Source organism: Amycolatopsis sp. NPDC023774 (assembly GCF_040639695.1).
Lineage (GTDB): Bacteria > Actinomycetota > Actinomycetes > Mycobacteriales > Pseudonocardiaceae > Amycolatopsis.
Genome location: NZ_JBFAAJ010000007.1, coordinates 43,961 through 69,548 on the forward strand (window position 1 = coordinate 43,961; position 25,588 = coordinate 69,548).

The window sequence follows — 25,588 nt, forward strand, 5'->3', positions numbered from 1 at the left end:
CCTCGACACGACCCCCGCTGAAACCCGTGAAAACCCCCTGCTACGCTTTGCTGGCTGTCAGAGAGAAGCAACTCGGGCGAGTGGCGGAATGGCAGACGCGCACGGTTCAGGTCCGTGTGTCCGAAAGGACGTGAGGGTTCAACTCCCTCCTCGCCCACTCTGGTCGAAGCCCCGTAGTGCTGGCGCACTGCGGGGCTTCTCCCGTTTGTCGGTCGTCATGTCTCCCGGGGGCCGAGCCCCCGGATCCCCACGGTGCCACTGGTGACCGTTCCTGCATGGAAGCCCCCGGATCCCCGGTGCCGTGGTGATGGTTCCGGTGGCGAAGTCGCCTGGATCCGCGCGGTGCCGCTGGTGCTCGTTCCGGTGGGGGTGAGCTGGGGAAATGATGTTTGTCATGTGGTGGGGGTGGGGAACGCACGGAGGGGTGGTGAGGCGTGCGTCTATGGCCCGGCCTGGTGGGTCGCCAGGGTGGGGGCATGGGTAGGGAAGCGGTTGTCGAGGTGGACGGGCTGAGGGTCGAGTACGGCTCGTTCGGAGACCGCGCCGCCCGCGTGGGTGGCGGGGGAGCTCGACCGGCTCGACGGCCTGCTGCGGGCGACCGCGCGGCCGCGGGCCGGGTACTACGACCTGGTCCGGTTCTTCTTGCACCACTACGGCAGCGGCGGCGGCGCCGACCTGACCGAGTTCGCGTTGCGCGCGGTGCGGGACCTGGACCCGATGCTGTGGCTGTCGCGCTGCGCCGTGCCCGAGCCCGACGTGCGCGACATCGCCGGCCCGAGCATCGGCCGTCCGGCGCACTCGGTGTTTTGGCAGGTCGCGGGCGAATCGCTGGTGGTCAACCAGGTGCACCCGGATTACCTCGGCGCCGTCTCGCGCTGGGCGGGCGTGCCCGGGCTGGCCCAGCGCGTCGAGGCAGCGCTGACTTCACTGCACGAGAAGCGTTTCCCCGGTTGCGCGGTGTACCAGGTGACCGCACACGCCGACTGGACGGACACGCAGCGGCCGGCCGTGCGCTCGGCGCCGTGGCTGTCGTGGGGCGCCGAACGGCCGTCGGCCGGGCCGGGTGCCGTGTCGATCGACGGGTTCCGCGCGCGCCACGACCTGGCCACGGGGACGTTGGAGGTGCTCGACCCCGCCGGGCGGCCCGCCGCGTTGAGCTACCTCGGCGCCGTGCCCGCGCACCTGCTGCGCGGGGTGCCGCGCGTGCTGCAGTTGCTGTCGGATCCGTGGCTGTCGCTGGGCCCGTGGGCCCCGGTGCCGGGTGCGGGGTTCCGCGAGCGCGCGACCGACGGGCGGCTGGTGCTGCGGCGCGCCCGCTGGACGCTGCCGGCGTCGGCCCTGTCCGCGGTCCCCGCGGGACCCGACCTGGACTGCCTCCGCGCCGGCCGGAGGTTCCTGGCCGAGCACGGTTTGCCCGAGCAGGTGTTCGTCCGCGCCCTGGCCGCGGGCGGGGTGCCGCAGGGGAAACCGCAGTGGCTCAGCTTCGCCCACCCGCTCGCCGCGTGGACGGCGTTGAAAGGCCTGGCCGGCGCGGAGGAGCTCGAACTTACGGAGGCCCTGCCCGCGGCCGGCACAAGCGTCGGACGCGTGACCGAGTTCCTGACGGTGGTGACCCATGCTTGAGACCCTGCTGCGGCCCGACTGGCGCTACTGGCGCGTGTACGTCCCGGACCTGCCGTCCGTGACACGGCTGTTGACCGAGGTGGTACAGCCGGTGATCAGCGGACACCCGTTGCGGCGCTGGTTTTTCCTGCAGTACATGGACATGTCGGGTCTCCAGTTGCGCGTGCGGGTCCAGACGTTTTCGGAGTCGGCCGCCTTGGTCGAAGCCGACTTGGACCGCCGCTTCGCCGAACGCGGCACCGAGGTCGTGAAGCGCTGGTACGAGCCGGAGCTGGCGAAGTTCCGCGGCCCCGACGGCGTGGAGTTCGCCGAGCGGGTGGCCCACCTGGGCAGCGACACCGCGCTGGAGCTGTTGCCCGGCCGCGCTTCCGCACACCGCATCACACAGGCCGCCGCCCACACCGCCGCGATCGTCGAGGGCCTGCCCGCCGACCAGCAGGTGAGCTTCCTGCACCAGTACGCCTGGTACTGGTCGGGCCGCGGCGCCCGCACCGTCGCCTGGCGTCCGGCCGCGGCCACCGCCCGTCCGGACGCCCCGGCCGCCGTGCGCCAAGCGGGGCGGTTGTTCGAGAACGTGACGCGCGAACTGGCCACCGACCGCGTCGGCAAGCCCCTGCGCCGCTACGCCGAGCGCTTTTGGACGGAGTACCGCGAATCGGCACGGCGGGTTTCGCCGTATCGGGCGGCATTCCAGCACGTCCACCTCATGAACAAACCGGCTCGGCGCAGTTCCCGGAGAGGAGGCCCAAATCGCGCGGTTGTTGTGGGTGCAACGATTGCGTAGCATCGATAATTGATCGGGTAATCCGATAATCAACAGTTGGGGAGAAATACCCTGGACTCAGGCTCCAGTGGCGTTGCCGGTGGCATTGGCGACCCGGACGACGACCACCCGAACCCCGTCGGCGACGCCGTGGTCAGCGGCGTGCGCACCGTCCTCGACAAGCTTGGCCCGGTGGGCAAGAAAGCCGCCGATCAGCTGCCGAAGAAAAAGGACAAGTAAAGTCGCGATTATTCCGGCATCGTGATTGTGGGGGAGAAGGGGAATTCCGCGCTCCGCCGGAAACTCCTCGGTGCCACGGGAATCGACGAATGGGGCACGGAGAGCGATCTCGGTGATCGCTCTCCGTGCTAATCAGAAGCTGATGTTGCCGTGTACGTCGCGCCGCTTCGAGGGTGGCGACCCGCCTTCTTGTCCCCGGAGAACTTGCGCTTCACCAGCCCGTACAAGCCGGTGGCCGCCTTCGTGGCCGACGCGGTGGCCACAGCGGTGATGGATCGGCTCCGGCATCTGCCCTCGCTCGGAGCGATGTCGGCTTCACCGTGCTCACTTCGTCCTGGCCGCGATCCAATCCGCGATCACGTCCACCCGCGCCGTTGTCTCGACGGTCGCGTGGGGGCAGTCCGGGCCCGTCGTCTCCACGGAGATGAGCTGGCCGCCGCTGCCGGACGGGACGAAGTAGGGCGCGCCCGAGTCGTAGACGCACGCGCTGGTGGTGGACGAAGGAGCGACGCCGCGGACGGCGACCGTGGTGCTGCCCACGGAGGCGATCTGCACGGTGCCCTGTTGCAGCTTCGAGGACGGCACGGGGTTCTTCGCCGTGTGGCTGCCCCAGCCCGCGAGGGTGAGGCGCTGTCCGGTGGCCGGGATCAGGCGGTTCACGGTCAGGGGCGTGATGTTCGGGACCGCGCTGTCGAGCTGCACGAGCGCGACGTCGTTCTCCGCGGACTGCAGCACCTGCGTGGCCTTGCGGGTGACGCCCGCTTCCTTCGTTTCGTCGACCAGCCCGAGTGTGACGGTGGTCGGGTACGGCACCGGGCCGGACACGCGATTGCGCTGCGCGTCGTGGAAGCAGTGGCCGGTCGTGAGGATCCACGTGGGCGCGACGAGGGAGCCCGAGCAGAAGCTCGTGTACGTGCTCCCGTCCGGGCGCGGAATGCTCGCCATGGTCAGCTTGGCCGTGAAGCCGTACTGGCCCGGGGCCACGTCGGACCCGTCGGCGACGGCCAAGGCCGGGCCGGCGGTGAGGAGGGGCAGGAGGGCTGCTGCGGTGAGTGCGGCGCGGACGCGCATTCTTTCCCTTCGTCGGGCCACCGGCGGGGCGCCGATGATCGGCCCTCAACGCTAACCAGCTACTTCCGGGTCAGGAATTCCCTTGTCGGGCGAAAGAAAATGGGCCCCGCGACCTGTGCGCGGAGCCCGTCTTCTGGTATCTGGGCGTCAGTGGGTCTGTGACAGCACCCAGTCGGCGACCACGTCGACGCGCGAGGTCGTCTCCTGCTGGTCGTGGGGGCAGCCGGGGCCTTCCGACTCGACGGCCACGACCCGGCCGCCGCGTCCGGAAGCCACGAAGTAAGGCGCGCCCGAGTCGTAGCGGCAGGCGCTGGTGTCCGCGGCCGGCGAGACGCCGTGCACGCCGAGGGTGGTGGCCGCGACCTCGCCGACCGCCACGGTGCCCTGCTGCAGCTCCATCGACGGCGCCGCGTCCACCGAGCTCAGCGCGCCCCAACCGGCGAGCGTCAGCTTCTGCCCGACCGTCGGCTCGGAGCGGCTCACCTTCAGGGGCGTGATCCCGCGGACCGGCTTGTCGAGCTTCGCGAGCGCGAGGTCTCCTACGCCGGCCTGGACCACGTCGGTGACCTGGCGCAGCACGCCGAGCTTGCCGCGCTGCACGGTCGTGCCGAGCAGCACCGAAGTCGGGTACGGCACGGGTCCGGAGATCGGATTGCGGTTCACGTCGTGGAAGCAGTGCCCGGCGGTGAGGATCCACTGCGACGCGACGAGGGCGCCGGAGCAGCCGCTGTTGTAGTGCGTGCCGTCGGGCCGCGGGATGTTCGTCATCGTGAGCTTCGCGGCGAACTCGAACCGGCCCTGCGGCACGTCGGATCCGTTGGCGACGGCCGACGCGGGCACGGCGGTGGCGAGCGCGGCCCCGAGCGTGAGCAGAGCCGCGGAAAGGATCGCGCGAAGGCGCATGTCAGTTCCCCCTGGTTACTGGCACCGGCCCCCGCTGGTGCTCAACCCGCAGCCTGGCCAGCACCGGGTTTCACTCGAAAGTGTTCGGGCAACCGGGCCGCCCACTGGGCCGGCCCGATTGCCCGAAAGTCGATCAGTTCACGCCGACGAGGTCGACGACGAAGATCAGCGTCTCGTTCGGCTTGATCACGCCGCCCGCGCCACGCTCGCCGTACGCGAGGTGCGGCGGGATCACCAGACGGCGGCGGCCACCGATCTTCATGCCGGCCACTCCCTGGTCCCAGCCGGGGATGACCTGGCCGGCGCCGAGCGCGAAGCGCAGGGGCTCGCCGCGATCCCAGGACGCGTCGAACTGCGCACCGGTGGAGTGCGAGACGCCGACGTAGTGGACCGTCACTGCGTTGCCCGGCTGGGCCTCGGTGCCGTCACCGACGGTGAGGTCGGTGATCTCCAATTCGGCGGGAGGGGGTCCGTCCGGGCGGTCGATTTCGGGCTTTTCCAAGGTCATGGCGCTCACCGTACCCAGCGGCGCTGAGCTGCGCCGAACGGACTAGGCCCAAAGAGGGGTTAAACGCGAATAGTCTTCACACTTGATCTACCCGTCGGTAGCGTGCGCTGGGTCACCTCTGGGGGAACCTCGTGGACGGGAGCTCCGGCATGCGACGACGCATCCGCACCCTGGCTGTTTCGGCCCTGGCCGTTGTCGCGGCGGGACTCGTGACAGCGGTCGGCGGCGCGCCACCGGCCTCGGCGGCCTTGCCCGGCAACGACTACTGCGCCGGCCAGTGCAACGACATCCTCCCGCCAGGGGAGAACGGCAGCGCGACGCTGGCGGAGATCCTCGGCAACAAGGCGTTCGGCACACAGCCCGCGCACGCGGACGACCAGCTCGGCAAGTACGCCGACCTCGCCGGGGGCCACAAGACGCTGACGACCGACACCATCGGCAAGTTCTTCAACGACTCCTCCTTCGGCGTCCCCGCCGACCAGGTCGCGAGCACGCTGCAGCCCCGCTCCGACGTCACGATCACGCGCGACAAGGCCACCGGGGTCCCGCACATCCAGGGCACCACGCGCTCCGGCACCGAGTTCGGCGCCGGTTACGCGGCCGCGCAGGATCGCTTGTGGCTCATGGACATCATGCGCCGTGTCGGCCGAGGCCAGCTGACCTCGTATGCCGGTGGCGCGCCCGCGAACCGCGAGCTGGAGCAGTCGTTCTTCGGCGCCGCGCCCTACACCGAGGACGAGTTGCAGCAGCAGATCGAGGCGACGGCCGCCAGCGGCCCGCGCGGCAAGCAGGGCCTCGCCGACGCGCAGTCGTACCTCGACGGCATCAACAAGTACATCACCGATGCGCACAACGGCCGCTACTTCCCGGGCGAGTACGTGCTCACCGGGCACGTCGACGCGATCACCAACGCGGGCACCATCGAGCCGTTCAAGCTCACCGATCTCGTGGTGCTCGCGTCCGTGGTCGGCGCGCAGTTCGGCGCCGGTGGCGGTGGTGAGGTGCAGAACGCGATCGCGACGCTCGCGCTGCAGGAGAAGTACGGCGTCGCCAAGGGCGAGCAGGTGTGGCAGAGCCTGCGCTCGGCCGACGACCCCGAAGCCGTGAAGACGCTGCACGACGGCCAGACCTTCGACTACGGCATGACCCCCGCCAACCCGCAGGGCCTGGCCATGCCGGACAAGGGTTCCGTCACCCCGCAGCAGCTCGTTTACGACCAGACCGGCTCGGCGGCCACCAACACGCCGGCGAAGGTTGACGTCAAGGCGCCGCAGGACCAGCAGGCCGCGAAGGGCATGTTCGACAACGGCGTGCTGCCCGGTGACATGCTGAGCGACAAGCACGGCATGTCCAACGCGCTCGTCGTCTCGGGCGCGAAGACCGCCAGCGGCCACCCGGTCGCTGTGTTCGGCCCGCAGACCGGGTACTTCGCGCCGCAGCTGCTCCTGCTGCAGGAGCTTCAGGGCCCGGGCATCAGCGCACGCGGCGCGTCGTTCGCCGGCATCTCGATGTACGTGCTGCTCGGCCGCGGCCAGGACTATTCGTGGAGCGCCACGACCGCGGCGCAGGACATCATCGACACGTTCGCGCTGCCGCTGTGCGACCCGAGCGGCAAACCGGCCACGAAGGACTCGAACCACTACGTCTACCAGGGCCAGTGCCTGCCGATGGACATCGTGGAACGCAAGAACTCCTGGTCGCCGACGGTGGCCGACGGCACCGCCGCCGGTTCGTACACGCTGCGCAGCTACCGTACGAAGTACGGCCCGGTCGTCAGCCGCGCGACGATCGGCGGCAAGCCGGTGGCGTACGCGTCGCTGCGGTCCTCGTACTTCCACGAGGTCGATTCGCTCATCGGCTTTCAGGAGTTCAACGACCCCGGCTTCATCCACTCCGCGGCCGACTTCCAGCGGGCCGCGAGCGACGTGAACTTCACCTTCAACTGGTTCTACGCCGACTCGAAGGACGTCGCCTACTTCAACTCCGGCGCCAACCCCGTCCGCAATTCCACTGTGGACCCGATGATGCCGGTGTGGGGCGACGAGGGGTACGACTGGCAGGGCTGGAACCCCGACGGCAACACGGCGAACTACACCCCGGCCTCGCAGCACCCGCAGTCGGTCAACCAGGACTACTACGTCAGCTGGAACAACGCGCAGGCCAAGGGCTACGCCTCGGGCGGCGCCGACAAGTCGGCCGTGCATCGCGCCGACCTGCTCGACACCCGCGTGAAGGCGCTGATCTCCAGTGGCACGAAGGTGACGCGCGTGAACCTCGCGCAGGCCATGGAAGACGCGGCGCTGGCCGACCTGCGCGCCGAGGAGGTCCTGCCGTTGCTGCTGCAGGTGCTCGACAAGACACCGCTCACCGGCGCGGCGGCCGACGCCGAGGCGAAGCTGAAGACGTGGCTGTCGCACGGGCACCAGCGGGTGGAATCGGCACCGGGCAGCAAGACGTACAACGACACTGACGCGATCCGGATCATGGACGCGTGGTGGCCGCTGCTCGTCACCGCGGAGTTCAAGCCGGCCATGGGCGACGACGCGTTCACCGCGATGACGAACGTGCTGCAGATCAACGAGAGCCCGTCCGGGTTCCAGAACGAGCTGCCGGGCAAGCACGTCGGCCAGCCGCACCAGGGTTCGTCGTACCAGCACGGGTGGTGGGGCTACGTCAGCAAGGACATCCGCACGGTGCTGGCCCGGCCCGTCGCCGGTCCGCTGGGCGCCACGTTCTGCGGCGGCGGTGACCTCACCGCGTGCCGTACCGCGCTGGTCGACTCCCTCACGGCGGCCGCGGCGCAGCCGGCCGGCACCGCCTACCCGGGTGACGCCGACTGCTCGGCCGGCGACCAGTGGTGCGCCGACACCGTGATCCAGCGGCCGCTCGGCGGCATCACGCACGGCAAGATCAGCACGCAGAACCGGCCGACGTTCCAGCAGGTCGTGGAGTACCCGGCGCACCGCGGTGACAACGTCAGCAACCTCGCCGCGGGCAAGCCGGTGAGCGCCACGAGCGCCGAGACGGGCTTCTACAACTCGCCCGCGTCGAACGCCGTGGACGCCAACACGAAGACGCGGTGGGCCAGCGACTGGAGCGACAACCAGTCGATCACCGTCGACCTCGGTTCGGTGCAGCAGGTCGCGCGCGTGGTGCTGTCGTGGGAAGCCGCGTACGCGAAGGGCTACAAGATCCAGCTCTCGGCCGACGGCGAGAGCTGGCGTGATGCGGCCGTGGTGACCGACGGCAACGGCGGCGCGGACAACGTGTCGTTCACGCCGTCGGCCGCCCGGTTCGTCCGGATGCAGGGCGTACAGCGGGGGACCGGTTACGGGTACTCGCTGTACGAGTTCGAGGTGTACGCGCACTGACGTGTGGTCGGCTCGCCGGCGCGGGTGAGCCGACCGCCACATCACGGCTGCCTGGCCGCGATAGCGAAGCTACGGTGTCCTGCATGGACGACTGGACACCGCGCACGCTCGCGATCGCGGCCGGGCGGCCGCACGGCCCCGGCGAACCCCTCAACACCCCGATCGTCGCCACGAGCACGTTCGAGGCCGGCGGTGACTTCGTCTACGCGCGCTCCGACGGCACGGACACCTGGCTCGCGCTGGAGGAAGCCGTCGGTGCGTTGGAAGGCGGCCACGCCACCAGCTTCGGTTCCGGCGTGGCGACGCTGTCGGCTGTCCTGGATACGTTGCCGGTCGGCTCGACGGTCGCGGTGCCCACGTTCAGCTACGCCGTGACCCGCGGTGCGATGCACCACGCGGAGAAGATGGGCCGGCTCCGCGTGATCGAGCTCGAACCCACCGACACGCAGGCGTGGCTCGACTGCGACGCCGATCTGCTGTGGCTTGAATCGCCCACGAACCCCACGCTCGACGTGATGGACATCGAGACCATCGCGCGCGGCACCCGCGGCCGGGTCGTCGTGGACAACACCTTCGCGACGCCGCTGCACCAGCAGCCGCTGAAGCTGGGCGCGGACATCGTGGTGCACAGCGCGACCAAGCTCATCGGCGGCCACAGCGATCTGCTGCTGGGCATCACCGTCGCGGCCGACGAGACCATCGCGGCCGAGCTGCGCGGCGCGCGTACGCGCATCGGCTCGACGCCCGGCGCGCTCGAAGCGTGGCTCGCGTTGCGCGGTCTGCGGACCATGCCTGTCCGCCTCGCGGAGCAGACCAAGACGGCGGCGCTGCTGGCTTCCCGGCTGGCGGAACACCCGGCGGTCACGAAGGTGCGTTACCCCGGTTTCGGGATGATGGTGTCGTTCGAACTGCCGACTGCCGAGGCTGCCGACAAGGTGTGCGCAGCCGTCCGGCTGATCCGCGCGGCGACGAGCCTCGGCGGCGTGGAAAGCCTGGTGGAGCGGCGGGCGTGGCTGCCGGGTGAAGAGCGCGTGCCGGCCGGATTGCTGCGCTTCAGCGTGGGGCTGGAAGATCCAGAAGACCTCTGGCGCGACCTGATAACCGCGCTGGGGTAAATTCCGCCAACAATTCACGGGGCTTCGCCGGCGGACCGGAAACTGTTACAGTAATGGCACAGTTTCGCGGTTCTCGCGTGCACGGCGGAGCGTTGAACCAGTTCATCGCCACGGCTCGCGTGTTCGTTACCTCTGTTTACGGTGCTTTTAATCACCGTCGAAAACGTTTCGTGTCCACCCCGTTCCTCCGGCAGGATCAGCGGATGCGGTGGGGGTCACCGCGCTTTCTTCCAGGGAGAACAACACGTGAAGAAGACCCTGGGCAGACTCGCGGGCGCTGTGCTCGCGGGCGCCCTGATCAGCCTTGCCGTTACGCCGACCGCCCTCGCGGACGACGAAACCGGCACCATGCCGACCACGTCCGAGAGCGCCCCGGCGACCTCCGACACGCCGGTTTCGGACGCGCCGACGTCCGACGCTCCGACCTCGGATGCGCCGACTTCCGAGGCACCGTCCTCTTCGGACACCCCGCCGACCACCGGTGGGCAGCCGACGGAGACCAGCCAGCCGGGCGACCCGGGCAACCCGGGCAACCCGGGCAACCCGGGCAACACCGGTGAGCCGAGCGACTCGTCGACCCCGACCACGTCGGGCTCCGAAGAGACCTCCACGCCGGAGGAGCCGCCGTACGTGGACGACAGCGCCTACGGCGTCGACTTCGACGGTGGCCAGGGCCTGTTCGTGATCGCGTGCGCCGCGGGCGAGCCGACCAACGTGTCCTCGAGCGACTTCGACCTGATCGAGGGCCCGCACCAGGACGAGACCGACGGCCGCTACTGGGGCTGGCTCGTGCAGCGCCACGACGGCGTGTCCTTCGACGCCGGCAACGTGACCGCGACCTGGACCTGTGGTGGCGACCAGACCGGCAACCAGCCGGTGCCGCCGGCGGGTGGCGCGGGCGCGGGCTCCGCGGGCACCACGAACGGCGACGGCTCCTCGCAGGTCAAGTACGCGCCCAAGGGCGGCGTCGAGACCGGCTTCGGCGGCATGGCCGCTTGATGACCAGGAAGTACGGGCAGGGCGTCGCGATCGCGGGCGCCCTGCTTCTTTCCCTGACGCTGAGCGGCTGCGGTTCGGACGCCCCGGCGACCGCCGCGAAGCCCGCGCCGGCGAGCAAGCCGGTGCCGGTGACCAAGCCGTTCACCGGCCTGCGGCCGACGTCGGTGGAGATCCCGAAGATCGGCGCGAAGTCGTCGCTGATCACCGTGCTGCCCAACAAGGACGGGCAGATCTCGGTGCCGTCGGTGAAGACGCCGATGCAGGCCGCGTGGTACCGCCTCTCGCCCGTGCCGGGTGAGGTCGGGCCGGCGATCGTGCTCGGGCACGTCGACGGCAACCACCAGCCGGGGATCTTCTACAAGCTCAAGGACGTGAACCCCGGCGACGAGGTCGACATCGAGCGCAGCGACGGCAAGAAGCTGAAGTTCGTGGTGGACCACAAGGACGAGGTCCCCAAGGACACGTTCCCCACGCAGGCGGTCTTCGGCAACACCGACAAACCGCAGCTGCGGCTCATCACGTGCGGTGGCGTGTTCGACCACGCCGAGCACAGCTACAAGGACAACATCATCGTGTACGCGAACCTCGTCTCCTGAGCATTCCCGAACGCGATCACGCAGCCCGGCGCCGCAGGCGGCCGGGCTGCGGTCGTTTTCCAGGGCGGCGTCACCGAATTCAGAGCAGCGGCGTAAGCAGTGCCCGCTGCTCTTCCGGCACGTACTCGGCGTAGTTGTCGTACAGCGCTCGCCGCGCCAGTCGCGCCGCCAGCTCCCCGTCGGCTGCGTGCACGGCTTCCAAGACCTCGGCGTGGTGCGCGAGCCACGACTGCATCAACGCCGAACGGTCGCGGGCATGCGAGAGTTTGTCCTCAATGAGCTCCAGCACGACCCCGCGCACCACCTCGGCGCTCACCACCAGCAGCGGGTTGCGGGACGCTCGGGCGATCGTCTCGTGGAACGCGACGTCGGCGTGGCTGAACTGCTCGAACCCCTCTTCCGCGCCGGCGCGCATCGCCGCGAGTGCGGTGTCCAAAGCGGACAGATCGTCGTCCGTACGCAGTTGCGCGGCCAGCAGGTGGGCCGAACCGTCGAGCACCATTCGGAACTGCAGCAGCTCCGCCAGGCCCACGTGGTCGGCGCGGGCGAGCCGGTGCATCGAGCGGTGCAACGCCGCCGGTGACGCGGCCAGCACCTCGGGGCCGCGCGGATCTCCGGGCCGCGACCGGATCAGCTCGGCGGCCTGCAACACGCGCAACGCTTCCCGCACCGTCGAGCGGCCGACGCCGAACTGCGTCATGAGCTCACGTTCACCGGGCAGGCGCTCGCCGGGTTTGAGGCGGCCACTGACCACGGCCTCCTCGATCTGCTCCACGATCCGCTCGTAGGCGCGGATCGGGGCCACCGGCTCGAACTTCATCCCTTGACCTCAGCGTCGTGTGGTGCGAACCTCAGGCTACTGGTCTGACCAGTGTACTTGCTCAGTGTAGCGGCCGAGGGCCCGTCACAGGAGGCTGAATGAGAGCCCGGCTCCACCTCGCGGCGCTGGCGGTGCTGCTCGCGGCGTCCGCCTGCTCGGCCGGCTCCAGCGCGAGCGTGTCGAGCGGTCCCGACACGCTGTCGGTGGGCTTCACGGCCGAGCCCGCGAACTTCGACTTCACCCACGCCGACGGCTCCGCCATCCCGCAGGCCTTGCTGTACAACGTGTACGAGGGCTTGGTGAAGCTCGACGCGCAGGGCCGGATCGTGCCGCTGCTCGCCAAGTCGTGGACCGTGAGCCCCGACCGGTTGACCTACGACTTCCAGCTGCAGCCGGGCGTCAAGTTCAGCAACGGCGCGCCGTTCACCGCCGCGGACGTGAAGTTCTCCCTGTTGCGCGTGAAGACCGACTGGACGATCTCGATCAAGTCGGCGATGGACGTGGTCGAGCACGTGGACGTCGTCTCGCCCGATCACGCGCGCGTGGTGCTGTCGAAACCCAGCAACGGCTGGCTGTTCAGCCTCACCAGCCGCCTCGGCGCGATGTTCAGCCGGACCGGCGTGGCCGATCTGGCGAACAAACCCGTGGGCACCGGGCCGTACGAGGTCGCGTCGCGCCGGCGGGGGGACTCCATCGTGCTCAAGGAGAACCCGGCGTACTGGGGCCGCAAACCGGCGTACTCCACGGTGGTGCTCAAGTACATCGCCGACCCGACCGCGCTGAACAACGCCCTGCTCAGCAACGGCATCGACGTGATCTCCTCGCTCACCTCGGCCGACTCGATCCCGCAGTTCCAGGGCGACGACCGCTTCACCGTGCTGCAGGGCACGACCAACAGCGAGGTCACGCTCGCGTTCAACAACAAGCACGCCCCGCTGAACGACCCGCGCGTGCGCCAGGCCCTGACGTACGCGATCGACCGGAAAGCCGTGCTGGATCTCGTGTTCAACGGCCGCGGCACCCTGATCGGCAGCATGGTCCCGCCCACGGATCCGTGGTACAAGGATCTTTCCGGCGTCTACCCGTACGACCCGGCGAAGGCGAAGCAACTGCTCGCAGAGGCAGGGGTGAAGAACCTCAACCTGCGGCTGCGGATCCCGAACCTGCCGTATGCCGTGTCGGCCGCGCAGGTGGTGCAGTCGCAGCTGGCCGACGTCGGTGTGCGGACCACGATCGAGCCGCTCGACTTCCCGGCCGTGTGGCTCAAGCAGGTGTTCACCGACCACGACTACGACCTGTCGATCATCCAGCACGTGGAAGCCCGTGACATCACGACGTTCGGGAAACCCACGTACTACTGGGGTTATGACAACCCGCGCGTGCAGCAGCTGCTGGTCGAGGCCGACAGCGGCACCCCGCAGCAGCAGGTCGCCGACATGAAGCAGGTGGCGCGGCAGCTCAACACCGACGCCGCGGCCGACTGGTTGTTCCTCTACCCCAACGTGATCGTGGCGAAGAACAAGGTCACCGGTTTCGCGAAGAATCAGGTCAGCGAGTCGTTCGACCTCACGGGATTGAGGCCGGCATGACCGGGAGAGTGCTCCGGCGCGTGGCGATCCTCGTGGTCAGCCTGTTCGTCGCGTCGATCGTGGTGTTCCTGTTCATGGCCGTGCTGCCGGGCGATCCGGCGCAGGTCGCGCTCGGCGTCAACGCGACGCCGGAGCTGCTGGCGAAGACGCGCGCGGAGTTCGGCATCGACCGTGCGCTCGTCACGCAGTACTTCAGCTGGATCGGAGGCGTGCTGCACGGCGACTTCGGCCGCTCGTACGTCACCCGCGAGGCCATAGGCCCGCAGCTGCTCGACCGGCTCGGTGTGACGTTGTGGCTGGTCGGTGCGGGCATGGTCGTGGCGCTGGTGATCGCGGTGCCGGTGGGGATGTTCGCGGCCGTGCGGCACCGCAAACCCAGCGGGGCCACGGTTTCCGGCCTGTCGCAGATCGGGGTGGCGATTCCCGCGTTCCTCGCCGGGATCATCCTGGTGCAGATCTTTGCGGTGCAGCTGCGGTGGCTGCCCAGCGGCGGGTGGACGCCGCCGGACCAGGACGCGGGCCAGTTCGTGCGCGGGTTGATCCTGCCGGCGTTGTCGCTGGGGCTGGTGCAGGGCGCGGTGCTCACGCGCTACGTCCGCTCGGCCGTGCTCGACACGCTCGGACAAGACTATTTGCGCACGGCCCGGTCGAAGGGCCTGTTGCCGGCGCAGGCATTGCGGCGCCACGGGTTGCGCAACGCGTCGGTGCCCGTGGTCACCGTGCTCGGCTTGCAGCTCGCGACGCTGCTGATCGGCGCCGTGGTGGTTGAGCGCGTGTTCGTGCTGCCGGGCCTGGGCAGCATGCTGCTCGACGCCGTGTCGTCGCGGGATCTGCTGACGGTGCAGGGAATCGTGCTGGTGCTCGTGGCGGGGGTGCTGCTGGTGAACTTCGTCGTGGACGTGCTCTACACGGTGCTCGACCCGAGATTGCGGGGTTCGTGATGACCACGCTCACTCCGGTGCGAAACCGCAGTTTCGTGCTCGGCGCGGTGCTGGTGGCGCTCGTCGTGCTGGCCGCGCTGGTGTCGTTCGTGTGGACGCCGTACGACCCGGTGCAGGTCAACGCGGCCGACAAGCTGCTGGGTTTCTCGGCCGAGCACCTGTTCGGCACCGACAAGTTCGGCCGCGACGTGTTCAGCCAGATCATGGTCGGCGCGCGCACCACGCTGTACGTCGGTGTGGTGGCCGTCGGCATCGCCGCGGTGATCGGCACGCCGCTCGGTGTGCTGGCGGGGCTGGCGCCGCGGTGGCTGGGCGAGTTCGTGCTGCGCGTGAACGACCTGGTGCTCGCGTTTCCCGCGCTGCTGCTGGCGATCATGTTCGGCGCGGTGTTCGGCGCCGACACGCTGACGGCGATGATCGCCATCGGCATCGCGACCATCCCCTCGTTCGCGCGGATCGCGAGGTCGGGGACGTTGCAGGTGGGCAGCAGCGAGTTCGTGCTCGCGGCGCGCGCGGCCGGGCGCTCACGCTGGAACATTGCCGTGCGCCACGTGCTGCCGAACATCTCGGGCCTGCTGATCGTGCAGTCCTCGGTGTCGTTCGCGATCGCTGTGCTGGCCGAGGCGGCGCTGTCGTTCCTCGGCTTCGGCACGCGGCCGCCGACGCCGTCGTGGGGCCGGATGCTGCAGGAGTCGCAGGAACTGCTGACCGTCCACCCGCGGCTCGCGCTGGTGCCGGGCGTCGCGATCGCGGTGGCGGTACTCGGGTTCAACCTGCTGGGCGACGGGCTGCGCGACCGGCTCGACCCACGATTGGCGGCCCGGGCATGACTCTCATGGTGGAAGGCCTGCGCGTCGCTGACCTGGTGCGCGACGTGTCGTTCTTCCTCGGCGCGGGCGAACGCGTCGGGCTGATCGGCGAGTCGGGGTCGGGGAAGTCGCTCACGGCGCTGTCGATCATGGGGCTGCTGCCGGACGAGCTGCGGGCGACGGGTTCGGTGCGGTTGAACGATCGCGAGCTGCTGGGCGCGTCCGAACGTGAGCTGTCTCGGCTGCGGGGCAACGGGTTGTCGATGGTGTTCCAGGAGCCGATGACGGCGCTGAACCCGGCGATGCGGGTGGGCCGGCAGGTGACGGAGCCGTTCCGGGTGCACGGCCGGCGGGGGCGTCCGGCCGACGAGCTGCTGGCGGCGGTCGGGCTGCCGGGCACCGCGCGGGCCTATCCGCACCAGCTTTCAGGCGGGCAACGGCAGCGCGTGGTGCTGGCGATGGCGCTGGCCAACGAGCCGTCGCTGCTGATCTGCGACGAGCCGACGACGGCGCTGGACGTGACGGTGCAGGCGCAGATCCTTTCGTTGATCAAGGGCTCCTTGGCTGAGGACGCAGCGTTGCTGTTCATCACGCACGATCTGGCGGTGGTGGCGTCGGTGTGCGAGCGGGTGCTGGTGATGCTGGACGGCGAGATCGTGGAGCGCGGGTCGACGCGTGCGGTGTTGACCACGCCGCAGCACGAGTACACGAAGGCTCTGTTGGCGGCTTCGGACCTCGAGGCTCTCGGGGAGTCCAGGGGGGCTCGCCCCCCGGCTGGGGCCTGGGGCTCCGCCCCAGAGGACGGGGCGTCCCGATGAGTCCGGTGATCGAGGTCCGGAACCTCACCCGACGGTACGCCCGCCGGGATGTCGAGGCGCTTCGCGGCGTGAGCTTCGACGTCGACGCCGGTCAGCGGTTCGGCATCGTCGGTGAGTCCGGGTCGGGCAAATCGACTTTGGTGCGGCTGCTCGCCGCGCTGGACCGGCCGACGTCGGGCACGGTTTCCTTTGCCGGGCGGCGGATCGACAACGTGCCGGAGCGGAAGCTGGGGTTCCTGCGGTCGTCGATGCAAATCGTCTTCCAGGACCCGATGGGGTCGCTCGACCCGCGGATGCGGGTGCGGGACATCATTTCCGAACCGTTGGGCCGCCGTTCGCCGGAACGGGTGGCCTCGTTGCTGGAAGCCGTCGGCCTGCCCGCCGAAGCCGCTTCGCGCTACCCGCACCAGTTTTCCGGCGGCCAGCGGCAGCGCATCTCCATCGCTCGCGCGCTGGCACCGAACCCGAGCGTGCTGCTGGCCGACGAACCGGTGAGCGCCCTGGACGTATCCGTGCGCGCCCAGATCCTCGACCTGCTGGCGCGCCTGGTGGCGGAGTTCTCGCTGACGCTCGTTTTCGTCTCCCACGACCTCGGCGTGGTGCGGCACGTGTGCGACCGCGTCGCCGTGATGCGGCGCGGGGAGATCGTGGAGATCGGCGCCGTCGAGGACGTCTACGAGACGCCGCAGCACGAGTACACCCGGGAACTGCTGGCGGCCGCGCCTAACCTGCGCGCCGAGCTGGCCCGGCTGAGTGGAGGGAGCGCGGAAAATGCCTGACTACCCCGAGGGACTGCCGATCGGCTCCGGCTGGGTGTCTACTTCAGACACTTCGGACGTGGTTTTCCCCTATGACGGCAGTGTGATCGGTTCCGCTCCGGTCGGCACGCCCACCTTGGCGACTCGCGCGATCGACGAGGCGGTGGCTGTCGCACGCGAGGTCGCCGCTCTTCCTTCGCGGACGCGGCGACAGCTGCTGAACGACGTGGCCGCTGCGTTGCGGACTCATCGTGCGGAGTTCGAACAGCTCCTGGTCCTCGAAACCGGAAAACCGCTGGCCGACTGCCGGGTCGAGGTCGCGCGCACGATCGTGACCTGGGAAGCCGCGGCCGAAGAGGTCTCCCGCCTGCACGGCGAAACCGTGCCCCTGGACCTGCTCCCTTCGGGTGACGGCCTCGTCGGCTTCTGGAAACGCAAGCCGATCGGCGTGGTCGTCGGGATCGCCGGGTTCAACTACCCGGTGCTGCTGGCGTCGCACAAGATCGCGCCGGCCATCGCGGCCGGCTGCCCGGTGGTGGTGAAGCCCGCTCCGCAGACGCCGTTGGCCACGCTGTGGCTGGTCCACCTCGTCCGCTCGGCGGCACCCATCCCGGCCATGGTGCAGCTGGTCACGGGTGACGCCTCGGTCGGGTCCGCGCTGGTCACCGACCGCCGCGTCGGCGCGGTGTCGTTCACCGGCTCGGCCGCCGTCGGCCACCAGATCGCCCGCGACGCCGCGCCGACCAAGACCTTGCTGGAGCTGGGCTCGAACGCGGCACTGGTTGTCGCTGAAGACGCCGATCTCGACGCGGCGGCCGACGCCGTGCTGCGCGGCGGCTTCTACGCGTCCGGCCAGGCGTGCATCTCGGTGCAGCGGGTGCTCGTCGTCACTTCGGTGGCCACGGAATTCACGGCGAAGGTGCTGGCCCGTCTCGCCGAGGTCGTCGTCGGCGACCCGCGCTCGGACACCACCCGCGTGTCCAAACTGATCGACTCCCGCTCCACTGACCGCGTCGTCGAGTGGGTCGACAAAGCGACCGCCGCCGGCGCGCGGGTGCTGTCCGGCGGCTCGCTCGTCGACGGCGCCCTGGAACCGACGGTCTTGGCCGACGTGCCCGACGGCGTCGAATGCTGGGACGAGGAAATCTTCGGCCCCGTGGTCTGCTTCCGCACGGTGTCCGATGTGGACTCGGCCTTCGAAGCCGTCAACGCCTCCCGCTACGGCCTCCACGCAAGCGTCTACAGCCGCTCCCTCAACACTGCCTTCCGCGCTCTCGACGAGCTCGACGTCGGCGGCGTAGTCGTGAACGAGGTCCCCGGCTTCCGCTCCGACACCATGCCCTACGGCGGCGTCAAGGACTCCGGCATCGGCCGCGAGGGCCCCCGCTTCGCCGTGGAAGAACTGACCGTGACGAGGATGGCGGTGCTGCGCCCGTGAACTACGAAAACCTTTTCCGCCTCGACGGCCGCCGCGCCGTAGTCCTGGGTGGCGGCAGCGGCATCGGCCGCGAAGCCGCTCGCGCGTTGGCGGCGCACGGTGCCCACGTGATCTGCGCCGACCGCGACGTCGCCGCCGCGCGTGAGACGGGCGTGGCCGAGGCGTACGAGATCGACCTCCTCCAACCGGGCGCCGTCGAAAAGGCGGCCGCGGACCTGGGCGAGCTCGACACCGTCGTCCTCACCGCCGGCGTCAACGTCCGCAAACGTCTTCTCGACTACACCCGCGAGGAGTTCGACCGCGTCGTCGAGCTGAACCTCGGTGTCGCGTTCGAGGTGGTGCGCGCGTTCGGCGGCCCGATGGTCGCGCGCGGGCGGGGCAGCATCATCGGGTTCTCCTCGATCCGCGGCACGACCGTCGAGCCGGGCCAAGGCCCTTACTCCGCGACAAAAGCCGGCCTCGTGCAGCTCTTCCGCACTGCCGCCGCGGAGTTCGGGCCCTCGGGCGTCCGCGTGAATGCCATCGCGCCGGGTGTCGTCGAAACCCCGCTCACGGCGCAGATCAAGCAGAATCCAGGCTGGTACGACGCCTACGCCACCAAGGGCGCCCTCGGCCGCTGGGCGCGCGCCGACGAGCTGGCCGGCGCCGTGGTGTACCTCGCTTCGGACGCTTCGACGTTCGTCACGGGCTCCGTGCTCGCCGTCGACGGGGGCTGGACCGCCGTCGACGGGCGTTTCGAACCACCCGCTTCGTGAATCGGAGGTAACGATGGAGCTGGCCGATCTGACCGCGGTGGACCTGGTCGCGGGCTACCGCGCGGGCACGGTGTCGCCCGTCGAGGCGACCGAGGCCGTCCTCACCCGCATCGAGGCGAGCGAGCCGCGGCTGCACGCCCTGTACGCCTACGACGCGGCTTCAGCGCGCTCCGCGGCAAAGCAGTCCGAAGCTCGCTGGCACGCCGGCGAGCCGCTGGGCCCGATCGACGGCGTTCCCTTGACGCTGAAAGAAAACATCGCCACCCGCGGCACGCCCGTCCCGCTCGGCACCGCCGCGACCGCCCTCACGCCGGCCTCGGCCGACGCCCCCGCCGCCGCGCGCGTCCGCGAGTCCGGCGCCGTGCTGCTGGCCAAGACGACCATGCCCGACTACGGCATGCTCACCTCCGGCCTTTCGAGCTTCCACACCGCCACCCGCAACCCGTGGGACCTCTCGCGCACCCCGGGCGGCTCCAGCGCCGGCGCCGCCGCGGCCGCCGCGGCGGGCTACGGCCCCCTCCACGTCGGCACCGACATCGGCGGCTCCATCCGCCTGCCCGCCGGCTGGTGCGGCCTGGTCGGCCTGAAGCCGAGCTTCGGCCGCGTGCCGGTGGACCCACCGTTCCTCGGCCGCGTTGCGGGCCCGCTGACCAGGACCGTCGCCGACACCGCGCTGCTGATGGGTGTCTTGTCCGCCCCTGACGCCCGCGACCACCTCAGCCTCCCGCCGGCCACCCTCGACTGGACCGCACTGGAGGCCTCGGTGCGTGGCCTCCGCGTCGGCCTCCACCTCGATCCCGGCGTCGGCCTCCCCGTCGACCCGGAGATCACCGCCGCCGTCACCGCCGCCGCAGCCCTCTTCGAAGCCGCCGGCGCCGAGGTCTCCCCGGTCGGCCCCTTCCTCACCCGCGAGCTCCTCGACGGCCTCGACGTCTTCTGGCGCGTCCGCGCCTGGTCCGACCTGCTCGCCCTCTCCGAGGACCGCCGCGCCCGCGTCCTGCCCTACATCGCCAGCTGGGCCGGCGCCGCCGCTTCGGTTTCCGCCCTCGACACCTACCGCGGCTTCGCCTGCATCGACCGCATCAGCACCGCGGCGCTGCAAGCCACCTCCGCCTATGACGTCGTCCTCTCCCCGGTCTGCGCGGTCTCCGCCCCGGCCTTCGACGCCGCTTCCCCGACCAACGACCCCGCGCGCCCCTTCGAACACATCCCCTTCACGGTGCCCTACAACATGTCCGGCCAGCCCGCCGTCGCCCTCAACTGCGGCTACACCACCGACGGCACCCCGATCGGCCTGCAGATCGCGGGTCCCCGCTTCGCGGACCTGGCCGTCCTCCGGGCTGCCGCCGTGTACGAACAGCTGCGCCCGGAGCAGCGCCCCTGGCCGGTCAGCTGAGGACGGACCGGCCACCCGGGACTCAGCCGACCGCCTCCGCCAGCGCCAGCACCCGCTGCGCTTCCTCCACGTGGAGGTTCTCGATCATCCGCCCGTCCACCGTCACCACACCCCGGCCGGCCGCGCGGGCCTCGTCGAAGGCCGCGATCACGCGGCGCGCGTGGTCGACCTCGGCGGGGGACGGGGCGAAGATCCGGTTGCACGGCTCCAGCTGCGACGGGTGGATCAGCGTCTTGCCGTCGAAACCGAAGTCGCGGCCCTGGCGGCATTCGGCCTCGAAACCCGAGGCGTCCTTCACGTTGTTGTAGACGCCGTCGAGGATGACCTTGCCCGTCGCGCGGGCGGCGAGGACGGCCGTCGACAACGCGGTCAGCAGCGGGCCACGGCCCGGGACGAAGGCGGCGTGCAGCTCCTTCGCCAGGTCGTTCGTCCCCATCACCAGCACCGTCAGCCGCGAGGACGCGGCGGCGATCTCCTCCGCGTGAAGGATCGCGACGGGCGTCTCCAGCATCGCCCAGATCTTCGTGTCCTCGTGCGCGCCACCGAGCTCCAGGGCGCGCTCGATGTTGTGCACCTCGCTCGCCGAGTTCACCTTCGGCACGACCACGGCGGTGGGGCCGGCGGAGGCGGCGGCACGCAGGTCGGCGTCGTGCCATTCGGTGTCGAGGCCGTTGACGCGGATGGCCACCTCGCGCGTCCCGTAGCTCCCCAGCGCGGCGCACACCCGCTCGCGCGCGGCTTCCTTCGCGTCCGGCGCGACGGCGTCCTCGAGGTCGAGGACGAGCGCGTCGGCCGGCAGGGTCTTGGCCTTCTCGAGCGCGCGTTCGTTGGCGCCCGGCAGGTAGAGCACCGATCGGCGGGGCCGGATCTGCGTCATGCTCGCTCCTCACGCGACAGAACTCGACGGGAATCGACGGTCGCCAACCCTAATCCGGGCCAGTGTGACACCGCTGCGGCGAAGGTCACCGCCAACCGGGTGACCCCCTCCTACCTGCGACGTCCACTGTGGAACACGGCGCGGTTGCGCCGAATGGCGCAACGCTCCTGGACTCTTGCCGGGTCGGAGTTTCCGGCTGCGGGTAGTCGGTCGTAGGCGGTCCGTAACACCACTCATCTCCGGCTCACTCGCTTGGCGGCACCGTCGGGCCGAAGTCCGCCGACCGCCTACCGACCGGTCACCGACCGCTGAGCGCCGCCGATCGCAGCCACTCGGGCAACGTGAAGACCCCGTGCCGCCGCACTGGTACTCAAGTCATGTGCCCGTTTCACAAGGCACACAGGGGTACAGGTTGTTGAAGGAGGCGGACTCGTGGCGGCTACACCTCAGAACACCGAGCGCTCGACGGTCGCCGGTGGCGCGAAGCGCAGCCGGTCGATGCCGAGCCGGGTGGTGCCGCCGATCGAGCTCCCCGCGAGCGTCGACGAGCTGGCGCGCAAGGCCGCGGCCCTTCTGGGCTGGAACGGCATTGTGCTGCCCGAGGCGACCCTGCTCGGCCGCAAGGTCAGCATCGTCGCCCGGCTTCGGACCGATGTGCACGCGGAGCGGATCGCGATGGGTGTCGGTCCCGTCGCCGATCGCGCCACCGTCGACACCTGGACCTGGCCAGAGCTGGCCGCGACCGCACCCGCGCCGGCCGCCGAGATCATCGGCGTCCTCGCGGTCGCACGGCACTGGCGGACCGCGATGGCCTCCGCGGTTCCGTTCGCACGTTACGGCGAGGCCGCGATGGTTCTCCCATCGCCTGCCGTACTGACGGAAGACTACGTGGCGAACTGCCTGCCGCGCGCTCGCGCGTACGGTCTCGGCATCGCCACCGCCGACCCCCACGCCCAGGTCGACCTCGACCTCGAAGGCCGCACCGAGCGCATCCTCCTCGCCGAGGATCCCGTGTCGCGCTGGGTCAACGAAATGGCCTACGACCTGCTGCTGCGCACCGCCGAAGTCCCTGCCGACGTCGACTGACCACCCGGCGCGGCCGTCCCGATCCGGCTACCCTCGCGGACATGCGAGTCGTCATTGCCGGTGGACACGGTCAGATCGCCCTTCGCCTCGAGAAGCTGCTTTCCGAGCGGGGTGATCAGCCCGTCGGGATCGTGCGCAACCCCGATCACGAAGGCGACCTGCTCGCGGCCGGCGCCGAGACCGTGGTGCTCGACCTAGAGCAGTCCGATGTGGACGCGGTCGCCGAGGTGCTCCGCGGTGCCGACGCGGCGGTGTTCGCCGCGGGCGCCGGGCCGGGCAGTGGCGAGGCGCGCAAGGACACCGTCGACCGCGCGGCCGCCGCGCTCTTCGCCGAGGCGGCCCAGAACGCGGGCGTCCGGCGGTTCATCCAGATCGGCTCCATGGGCGCCGACAATCCCGACGCGCCGGACCTCGACCCGGTTTTCCGCGCCTACCTGCACGCGAAGGCCGCCGCGGAGGAAGATCTGAAGGCCCGCGACCTCGACTGGACGATCCTGCGTCCCGGCGCGCTGACCAACGACTCCGGCACCGGCAACGTCAAGATCGCCCCCAAGACCGGCCGCGCCGCCGTGCCGCGGGAAGACGTGGCCGCCGTGGTCGTAGCCCTGCTCGACGCGCCGGCCACCGCGCGCCGCACGCTGGAGCTGATCTCCGGTGAGGACACGATCGCAGACGCGATCTCGGCGCTCTGACCTGCACCTCTAGGATTGGATCCGTACCCACCGGACCACAGAGATGGGGAATCCTTCCTTGCGGGACATCGCGGTTTTCAGCGGTAGCGCTCATCCTGAACTCGCGGCGGAGATCTGCGCCCACCTCGGGGTGCCGCTGCTCCCGGTGCAATTCGAACGCTTCGCCAACGACTGCCTCCAGGTGCAGTTGCAGGCCAACTGCCGCGAGCGCGACGTCTTCATCATCCAGCCGCTGGTGAAGCCGGTGCAGGAGCACCTGGTGGAGCTGCTGCTGATGCTCGACGCGGCCCGCGGCGCATCGGCGGCCCGGATCTCTGTGGTGATTCCGCACTACGCGTACGCGCGCTCGGACAAGAAGGACGCGCCACGCATCTCCATCGGCGGCCGACTCGTGGCCGACCTCATGGTCACCGCCGGCGCCGACCGCGTGCTCGCGATGACGTTGCACTCGCCGCAGGTCCACGGCTTCTTCTCGGTGCCCGTCGACCACCTGCACGCGCTGCACGAGCTGGCCCGGCACTTCCGGCAGTACGACCTGTCCAACGCCACCGTCGTCTCGCCCGACCTGGGCAACGCGAAGGAGGCGGCGCACTTCGCGCGACTGCTCGGCGCGCGCGTCGCGTCGGGCACGAAGCAGCGCTACGCCGACGACCGGGTGGAGATCACGTCGGTGATCGGCGACATCACCGGCCGCGACGTGATCGTGCTCGACGATGAGATCGCGCGCGGCAGCACCGTGCTGGAGCTGCTCGACCGACTGCGGGAGCTGAAGCCGCGCACGATCCGAGTTGCCTGTACCCACGGGTTGTTCGCCGACAAGGCGATCGACCGGATCGGCAGCCAGGAGGACGTGCTGGAGATCGTCTGCACGAACACTGTGCCGGTCGCCGTGGAGGAGCGCAGCGAGAAGCTGAAGATCCTTTCGATCGCCCCGGCGATGGCCGAGGCGATGCGGCGGATCCACAACGGTGAGTCGGTCAGCTCGCTGTTCGAGCCGATCTGACCGAACCGGTTCGATCAAACCGAGCCGAGCACCCGGTCCAGGTACGTGTTGGTGAACGTGCCGGCCGGATCACACTCCTTGCGCACGCGTAAGAAATCGTCGAAGTGCGGGTAGCGCGTGCGCAGGGTGTGGGCGTCGAGGTCGTGCATCTTGCCCCAATGCGGCCGGCCGCCGACCTGCGCGACGATCGCCTCGAACCCCGCGAAGTACTCGCGGTAGGGCATGCCGACGAACTGGTGGATGGCGATGTAGGCCGAGTCGCGGCCGTTCGCCGTGGACAGCCAGATGTCGTCGGCCGCGGCCACGCGCACTTCGACGGGGAACATCACCGGGTTCTCGAGCCGCGGCACGAGCGCCCGCAGCTCGGCGAGCACGTCGAGCAGTGATTCACGGGGAACCGCGTATTCGGACTCCACGAACCGCACGCCGCGGTGGGTCACGAACACGCGGTGCGAGAGATCGCTGTACTCGCGCGCCGAAAGCACCTGCGCGGCGAACCCGCCGAGCGGCTGCACGAGCTTCGGCAGGGCGCGGCCGAGCCGGCAGATGCCGCTGAACGCGACGTTCTCCGTGAGCTCGTAGTCCACGAACTGCCGCACCCGCGACAGCGGCTTGCGAACAGTGCCGAGTGGCTGCCGGTTGTTGCGCTTGACCAGGGCGTTCTTGCCGTAGGGGAACCAGTAGAACTCGAAGTGGTCGCACGCGGCGGCGAACTCGTCGAAGCCCTCGAGTACCTGCTCCAGCGGTTCGGGCCGTTCCTGCGCGGTCAACACGAACGAGGGTTCACACTGCAGGGTGACGGTGGTGATCACGCCGAGGGCGCCGAGACCGACGCGGGCGGCGTTGAACAGTTCCGGGCGCTCGTCGGCGGAACAGGTGACGACGGAGCCGTCCGCGAGCACGAGCTGCAGCGCGGCGATCTGCGCCGAGATGCCGCCGAAGCGCGCGCCGGTGCCGTGGGTGCCGGTGGAGATCGCGCCGGCGATGGTCTGTGCGTCGATGTCGCCGAGGTTCGTCATGGCCAGGCCGAGGCCGTCGAGTTCGGCGTTGAGCTGCTTGATCGTGGTTCCGGCGCGCACGGACACGCGGCAGGTTTCGAGGTCGGCCGTCTCGATGCCGGTCCAGCGCGTGAGGTCCAGCGCGTCGCTCTCGGCGACGGCGATGGCCGTGAAGGAGTGGCCGCTGCCCCACGGCCGCACGCGGCGCCCGGCGTCGGCGATGCCGCTCACCACGTCGGCGATCTCGGCCGTGCTGCGGGGCCGGTGCACCCGTTGCGGGGAGGCCTTGGCGGTGCCGGCCCAGTTGCTCCACGGAGTCATCGCGCACCTTGTCGTCGCTGAGCTGAGTGTCCTTACGTTAGTTGGTGGAACAGTAAGTGAATGAGATTCGCGTTTCAAGTGTTGTTGTCGTACCGTAA

At 70.0% G+C, this 25,588-nt stretch carries 24 protein-coding genes and 1 tRNA gene; 19 read left to right on the top strand and 6 right to left on the bottom strand.

What is annotated here, in order from left to right; translation table 11 throughout:
• Positions 1–74 precede the first annotated feature (74 nt).
• The 4 genes from AB0F91_RS17785 to AB0F91_RS17800 all read left to right on the top strand — a co-directional run bounded on the left by AB0F91_RS17785 (position 75) and on the right by AB0F91_RS17800 (position 2,626).
• A tRNA-Leu gene (locus tag AB0F91_RS17785) sits at positions 75–157 on the top strand.
• A gap of 398 nt (positions 158–555) precedes the next feature.
• Entirely contained in the window at positions 556–1,623 is a 1,068-nt protein-coding gene (locus tag AB0F91_RS17790) for a hypothetical protein (protein ID WP_360598614.1), read from the top strand.
• Entirely contained in the window at positions 1,616–2,407 is a 792-nt protein-coding gene (locus tag AB0F91_RS17795; protein ID WP_360598615.1) for a thiopeptide-type bacteriocin biosynthesis protein, read from the top strand. Before AB0F91_RS17790 ends, AB0F91_RS17795 begins: the two co-directional genes overlap by 8 nt.
• Before the next feature lie 36 nt (positions 2,408–2,443).
• On the top strand, positions 2,444–2,626 hold the full coding sequence (locus tag AB0F91_RS17800; RefSeq protein ID WP_360598616.1) for a hypothetical protein: 183 nt from the start codon (positions 2,444–2,446) through the stop codon (positions 2,624–2,626).
• A gap of 324 nt (positions 2,627–2,950) precedes the next feature.
• Here the strand turns inward: AB0F91_RS17800 and AB0F91_RS17805 are convergent, their stop codons facing one another.
• From AB0F91_RS17805 to AB0F91_RS17815, 3 genes are all read right to left on the bottom strand, one after another.
• Complete coding sequence (locus AB0F91_RS17805) at positions 2,951–3,697, bottom strand: trypsin-like serine protease (RefSeq protein WP_360598617.1); 747 nt, start codon at positions 3,695–3,697, stop codon at positions 2,951–2,953.
• Positions 3,698–3,844: 147 nt separating this feature from the next.
• Complete coding sequence (locus tag AB0F91_RS17810; protein WP_360598618.1) at positions 3,845–4,600, bottom strand: trypsin-like serine protease; 756 nt, start codon at positions 4,598–4,600, stop codon at positions 3,845–3,847.
• 133 nt (positions 4,601–4,733) lie between these two features.
• Positions 4,734–5,108, bottom strand: a complete 375-nt coding sequence (locus AB0F91_RS17815) for an FKBP-type peptidyl-prolyl cis-trans isomerase (protein ID WP_360598619.1) — start codon at positions 5,106–5,108, stop codon at positions 4,734–4,736.
• A 149-nt stretch (positions 5,109–5,257) separates the two neighbouring features.
• Here AB0F91_RS17815 and AB0F91_RS17820 point away from each other — a divergent pair, with 149 nt between their 5' ends.
• The 4 genes from AB0F91_RS17820 (at position 5,258) to AB0F91_RS17835 (ending at position 11,189) form a co-directional block, all read left to right on the top strand.
• A complete protein-coding gene (locus tag AB0F91_RS17820; protein ID WP_360598620.1) occupies positions 5,258–8,479 on the top strand; it encodes a penicillin acylase family protein in 3,222 nt (1,073 codons plus the stop codon).
• An 83-nt stretch (positions 8,480–8,562) separates the two neighbouring features.
• The gene (locus AB0F91_RS17825; protein WP_360598621.1) at positions 8,563–9,594 is read left to right on the top strand and encodes a PLP-dependent transferase; all 1,032 of its coding nucleotides are present in this window, start codon (positions 8,563–8,565) and stop codon (positions 9,592–9,594) included.
• A gap of 246 nt (positions 9,595–9,840) precedes the next feature.
• Entirely contained in the window at positions 9,841–10,593 is a 753-nt protein-coding gene (locus tag AB0F91_RS17830; protein ID WP_360598622.1) for a hypothetical protein, read from the top strand.
• Positions 10,593–11,189: a class F sortase gene (locus AB0F91_RS17835; protein ID WP_360598623.1), complete on the top strand. Its 597-nt coding sequence runs from the start codon at positions 10,593–10,595 to the stop codon at positions 11,187–11,189. Before AB0F91_RS17830 ends, AB0F91_RS17835 begins: the two co-directional genes overlap by 1 nt.
• 79 nt (positions 11,190–11,268) lie before the next feature.
• On the opposite strand, the gene AB0F91_RS17840 is transcribed toward AB0F91_RS17835, so the two are convergent.
• Positions 11,269–12,009, bottom strand: coding sequence for a FadR/GntR family transcriptional regulator (locus tag AB0F91_RS17840; protein WP_360598624.1), 741 nt, complete (start codon positions 12,007–12,009; stop codon positions 11,269–11,271).
• A 98-nt stretch (positions 12,010–12,107) separates the two neighbouring features.
• On the opposite strand from AB0F91_RS17840, the gene AB0F91_RS17845 reads away from it, so the two are divergent.
• The 8 genes from AB0F91_RS17845 to AB0F91_RS17880 are packed head-to-tail and all read left to right on the top strand — an operon-like array spanning position 12,108 to position 20,513.
• The gene (locus tag AB0F91_RS17845) at positions 12,108–13,598 is read left to right on the top strand and encodes an ABC transporter substrate-binding protein (protein WP_360598625.1); all 1,491 of its coding nucleotides are present in this window, start codon (positions 12,108–12,110) and stop codon (positions 13,596–13,598) included.
• Positions 13,595–14,539, top strand: a complete 945-nt coding sequence (locus tag AB0F91_RS17850) for an ABC transporter permease (RefSeq protein WP_360598626.1) — start codon at positions 13,595–13,597, stop codon at positions 14,537–14,539. The genes AB0F91_RS17845 and AB0F91_RS17850 overlap by 4 nt, the downstream gene beginning before the upstream one ends.
• Complete coding sequence (locus AB0F91_RS17855) at positions 14,539–15,369, top strand: ABC transporter permease (RefSeq protein ID WP_360598627.1); 831 nt, start codon at positions 14,539–14,541, stop codon at positions 15,367–15,369. Before AB0F91_RS17850 ends, AB0F91_RS17855 begins: the two co-directional genes overlap by 1 nt.
• A complete protein-coding gene (locus AB0F91_RS17860) occupies positions 15,366–16,166 on the top strand; it encodes an ABC transporter ATP-binding protein (protein WP_360598628.1) in 801 nt (266 codons plus the stop codon). Before AB0F91_RS17855 ends, AB0F91_RS17860 begins: the two co-directional genes overlap by 4 nt.
• A complete protein-coding gene (locus tag AB0F91_RS17865; RefSeq protein ID WP_360598629.1) occupies positions 16,163–16,945 on the top strand; it encodes an ATP-binding cassette domain-containing protein in 783 nt (260 codons plus the stop codon). The genes AB0F91_RS17860 and AB0F91_RS17865 overlap by 4 nt, the downstream gene beginning before the upstream one ends.
• Entirely contained in the window at positions 16,938–18,362 is a 1,425-nt protein-coding gene (locus AB0F91_RS17870; protein ID WP_360598630.1) for an aldehyde dehydrogenase family protein, read from the top strand. Before AB0F91_RS17865 ends, AB0F91_RS17870 begins: the two co-directional genes overlap by 8 nt.
• Positions 18,359–19,117: an SDR family NAD(P)-dependent oxidoreductase gene (locus AB0F91_RS17875; RefSeq protein WP_360598631.1), complete on the top strand. Its 759-nt coding sequence runs from the start codon at positions 18,359–18,361 to the stop codon at positions 19,115–19,117. The genes AB0F91_RS17870 and AB0F91_RS17875 overlap by 4 nt, the downstream gene beginning before the upstream one ends.
• 13 nt (positions 19,118–19,130) lie before the next feature.
• The gene (locus tag AB0F91_RS17880; protein ID WP_360598632.1) at positions 19,131–20,513 is read left to right on the top strand and encodes an amidase; all 1,383 of its coding nucleotides are present in this window, start codon (positions 19,131–19,133) and stop codon (positions 20,511–20,513) included.
• 22 nt (positions 20,514–20,535) lie between these two features.
• Here the strand turns inward: AB0F91_RS17880 and AB0F91_RS17885 are convergent, their stop codons facing one another.
• Positions 20,536–21,390, bottom strand: coding sequence for a CoA ester lyase (locus AB0F91_RS17885; RefSeq protein ID WP_360598633.1), 855 nt, complete (start codon positions 21,388–21,390; stop codon positions 20,536–20,538).
• Positions 21,391–21,822: 432 nt separating this feature from the next.
• On the opposite strand from AB0F91_RS17885, the gene AB0F91_RS17890 reads away from it, so the two are divergent.
• From AB0F91_RS17890 to AB0F91_RS17900, 3 genes are read left to right on the top strand one after another with little or no spacing between them, the layout of a single operon-like run.
• The gene (locus tag AB0F91_RS17890; protein WP_360598634.1) at positions 21,823–22,476 is read left to right on the top strand and encodes a hypothetical protein; all 654 of its coding nucleotides are present in this window, start codon (positions 21,823–21,825) and stop codon (positions 22,474–22,476) included.
• A gap of 41 nt (positions 22,477–22,517) precedes the next feature.
• A complete protein-coding gene (locus AB0F91_RS17895; protein WP_360598635.1) occupies positions 22,518–23,168 on the top strand; it encodes an NAD(P)H-binding protein in 651 nt (216 codons plus the stop codon).
• Between the two features lie 43 nt (positions 23,169–23,211).
• Complete coding sequence (locus AB0F91_RS17900) at positions 23,212–24,171, top strand: ribose-phosphate pyrophosphokinase (protein ID WP_360598636.1); 960 nt, start codon at positions 23,212–23,214, stop codon at positions 24,169–24,171.
• Between the two features lie 14 nt (positions 24,172–24,185).
• Here the strand turns inward: AB0F91_RS17900 and AB0F91_RS17905 are convergent, their stop codons facing one another.
• On the bottom strand, positions 24,186–25,490 hold the full coding sequence (locus AB0F91_RS17905; RefSeq protein ID WP_360598637.1) for a D-arabinono-1,4-lactone oxidase: 1,305 nt from the start codon (positions 25,488–25,490) through the stop codon (positions 24,186–24,188).
• Between the last annotated feature and the right edge of the window lie 98 nt (positions 25,491–25,588).

Excerpts from the sequence above, each read along its gene's own strand:
- AB0F91_RS17795 (WP_360598615.1), top strand. The coding sequence starts at position 1,616 with ATGCTTGAGACCCTGCTGCGGCCCGACTGGCGCTACTGGCGCGTGTAC.
- AB0F91_RS17805 (WP_360598617.1), bottom strand. The coding sequence starts at position 3,697 with ATGCGCGTCCGCGCCGCACTCACCGCAGCAGCCCTCCTGCCCCTCCTC.
- AB0F91_RS17810 (WP_360598618.1), bottom strand. The coding sequence starts at position 4,600 with ATGCGCCTTCGCGCGATCCTTTCCGCGGCTCTGCTCACGCTCGGGGCC.
- AB0F91_RS17815 (WP_360598619.1), bottom strand. The coding sequence starts at position 5,108 with ATGACCTTGGAAAAGCCCGAAATCGACCGCCCGGACGGACCCCCTCCC.
- AB0F91_RS17820 (WP_360598620.1), top strand. The coding sequence starts at position 5,258 with ATGCGACGACGCATCCGCACCCTGGCTGTTTCGGCCCTGGCCGTTGTC.
- AB0F91_RS17825 (WP_360598621.1), top strand. The coding sequence starts at position 8,563 with ATGGACGACTGGACACCGCGCACGCTCGCGATCGCGGCCGGGCGGCCG.
- AB0F91_RS17835 (WP_360598623.1), top strand. The coding sequence starts at position 10,593 with ATGACCAGGAAGTACGGGCAGGGCGTCGCGATCGCGGGCGCCCTGCTT.
- AB0F91_RS17840 (WP_360598624.1), bottom strand. The coding sequence starts at position 12,009 with ATGAAGTTCGAGCCGGTGGCCCCGATCCGCGCCTACGAGCGGATCGTG.
- AB0F91_RS17845 (WP_360598625.1), top strand. The coding sequence starts at position 12,108 with ATGAGAGCCCGGCTCCACCTCGCGGCGCTGGCGGTGCTGCTCGCGGCG.
- AB0F91_RS17850 (WP_360598626.1), top strand. The coding sequence starts at position 13,595 with ATGACCGGGAGAGTGCTCCGGCGCGTGGCGATCCTCGTGGTCAGCCTG.
- AB0F91_RS17855 (WP_360598627.1), top strand. The coding sequence starts at position 14,539 with ATGACCACGCTCACTCCGGTGCGAAACCGCAGTTTCGTGCTCGGCGCG.
- AB0F91_RS17860 (WP_360598628.1), top strand. The coding sequence starts at position 15,366 with ATGACTCTCATGGTGGAAGGCCTGCGCGTCGCTGACCTGGTGCGCGAC.
- AB0F91_RS17865 (WP_360598629.1), top strand. The coding sequence starts at position 16,163 with ATGAGTCCGGTGATCGAGGTCCGGAACCTCACCCGACGGTACGCCCGC.
- AB0F91_RS17870 (WP_360598630.1), top strand. The coding sequence starts at position 16,938 with ATGCCTGACTACCCCGAGGGACTGCCGATCGGCTCCGGCTGGGTGTCT.
- AB0F91_RS17880 (WP_360598632.1), top strand. The coding sequence starts at position 19,131 with ATGGAGCTGGCCGATCTGACCGCGGTGGACCTGGTCGCGGGCTACCGC.
- AB0F91_RS17885 (WP_360598633.1), bottom strand. The coding sequence starts at position 21,390 with ATGACGCAGATCCGGCCCCGCCGATCGGTGCTCTACCTGCCGGGCGCC.
- AB0F91_RS17895 (WP_360598635.1), top strand. The coding sequence starts at position 22,518 with ATGCGAGTCGTCATTGCCGGTGGACACGGTCAGATCGCCCTTCGCCTC.
- AB0F91_RS17900 (WP_360598636.1), top strand. The coding sequence starts at position 23,212 with ATGGGGAATCCTTCCTTGCGGGACATCGCGGTTTTCAGCGGTAGCGCT.
- AB0F91_RS17905 (WP_360598637.1), bottom strand. The coding sequence starts at position 25,490 with ATGACTCCGTGGAGCAACTGGGCCGGCACCGCCAAGGCCTCCCCGCAA.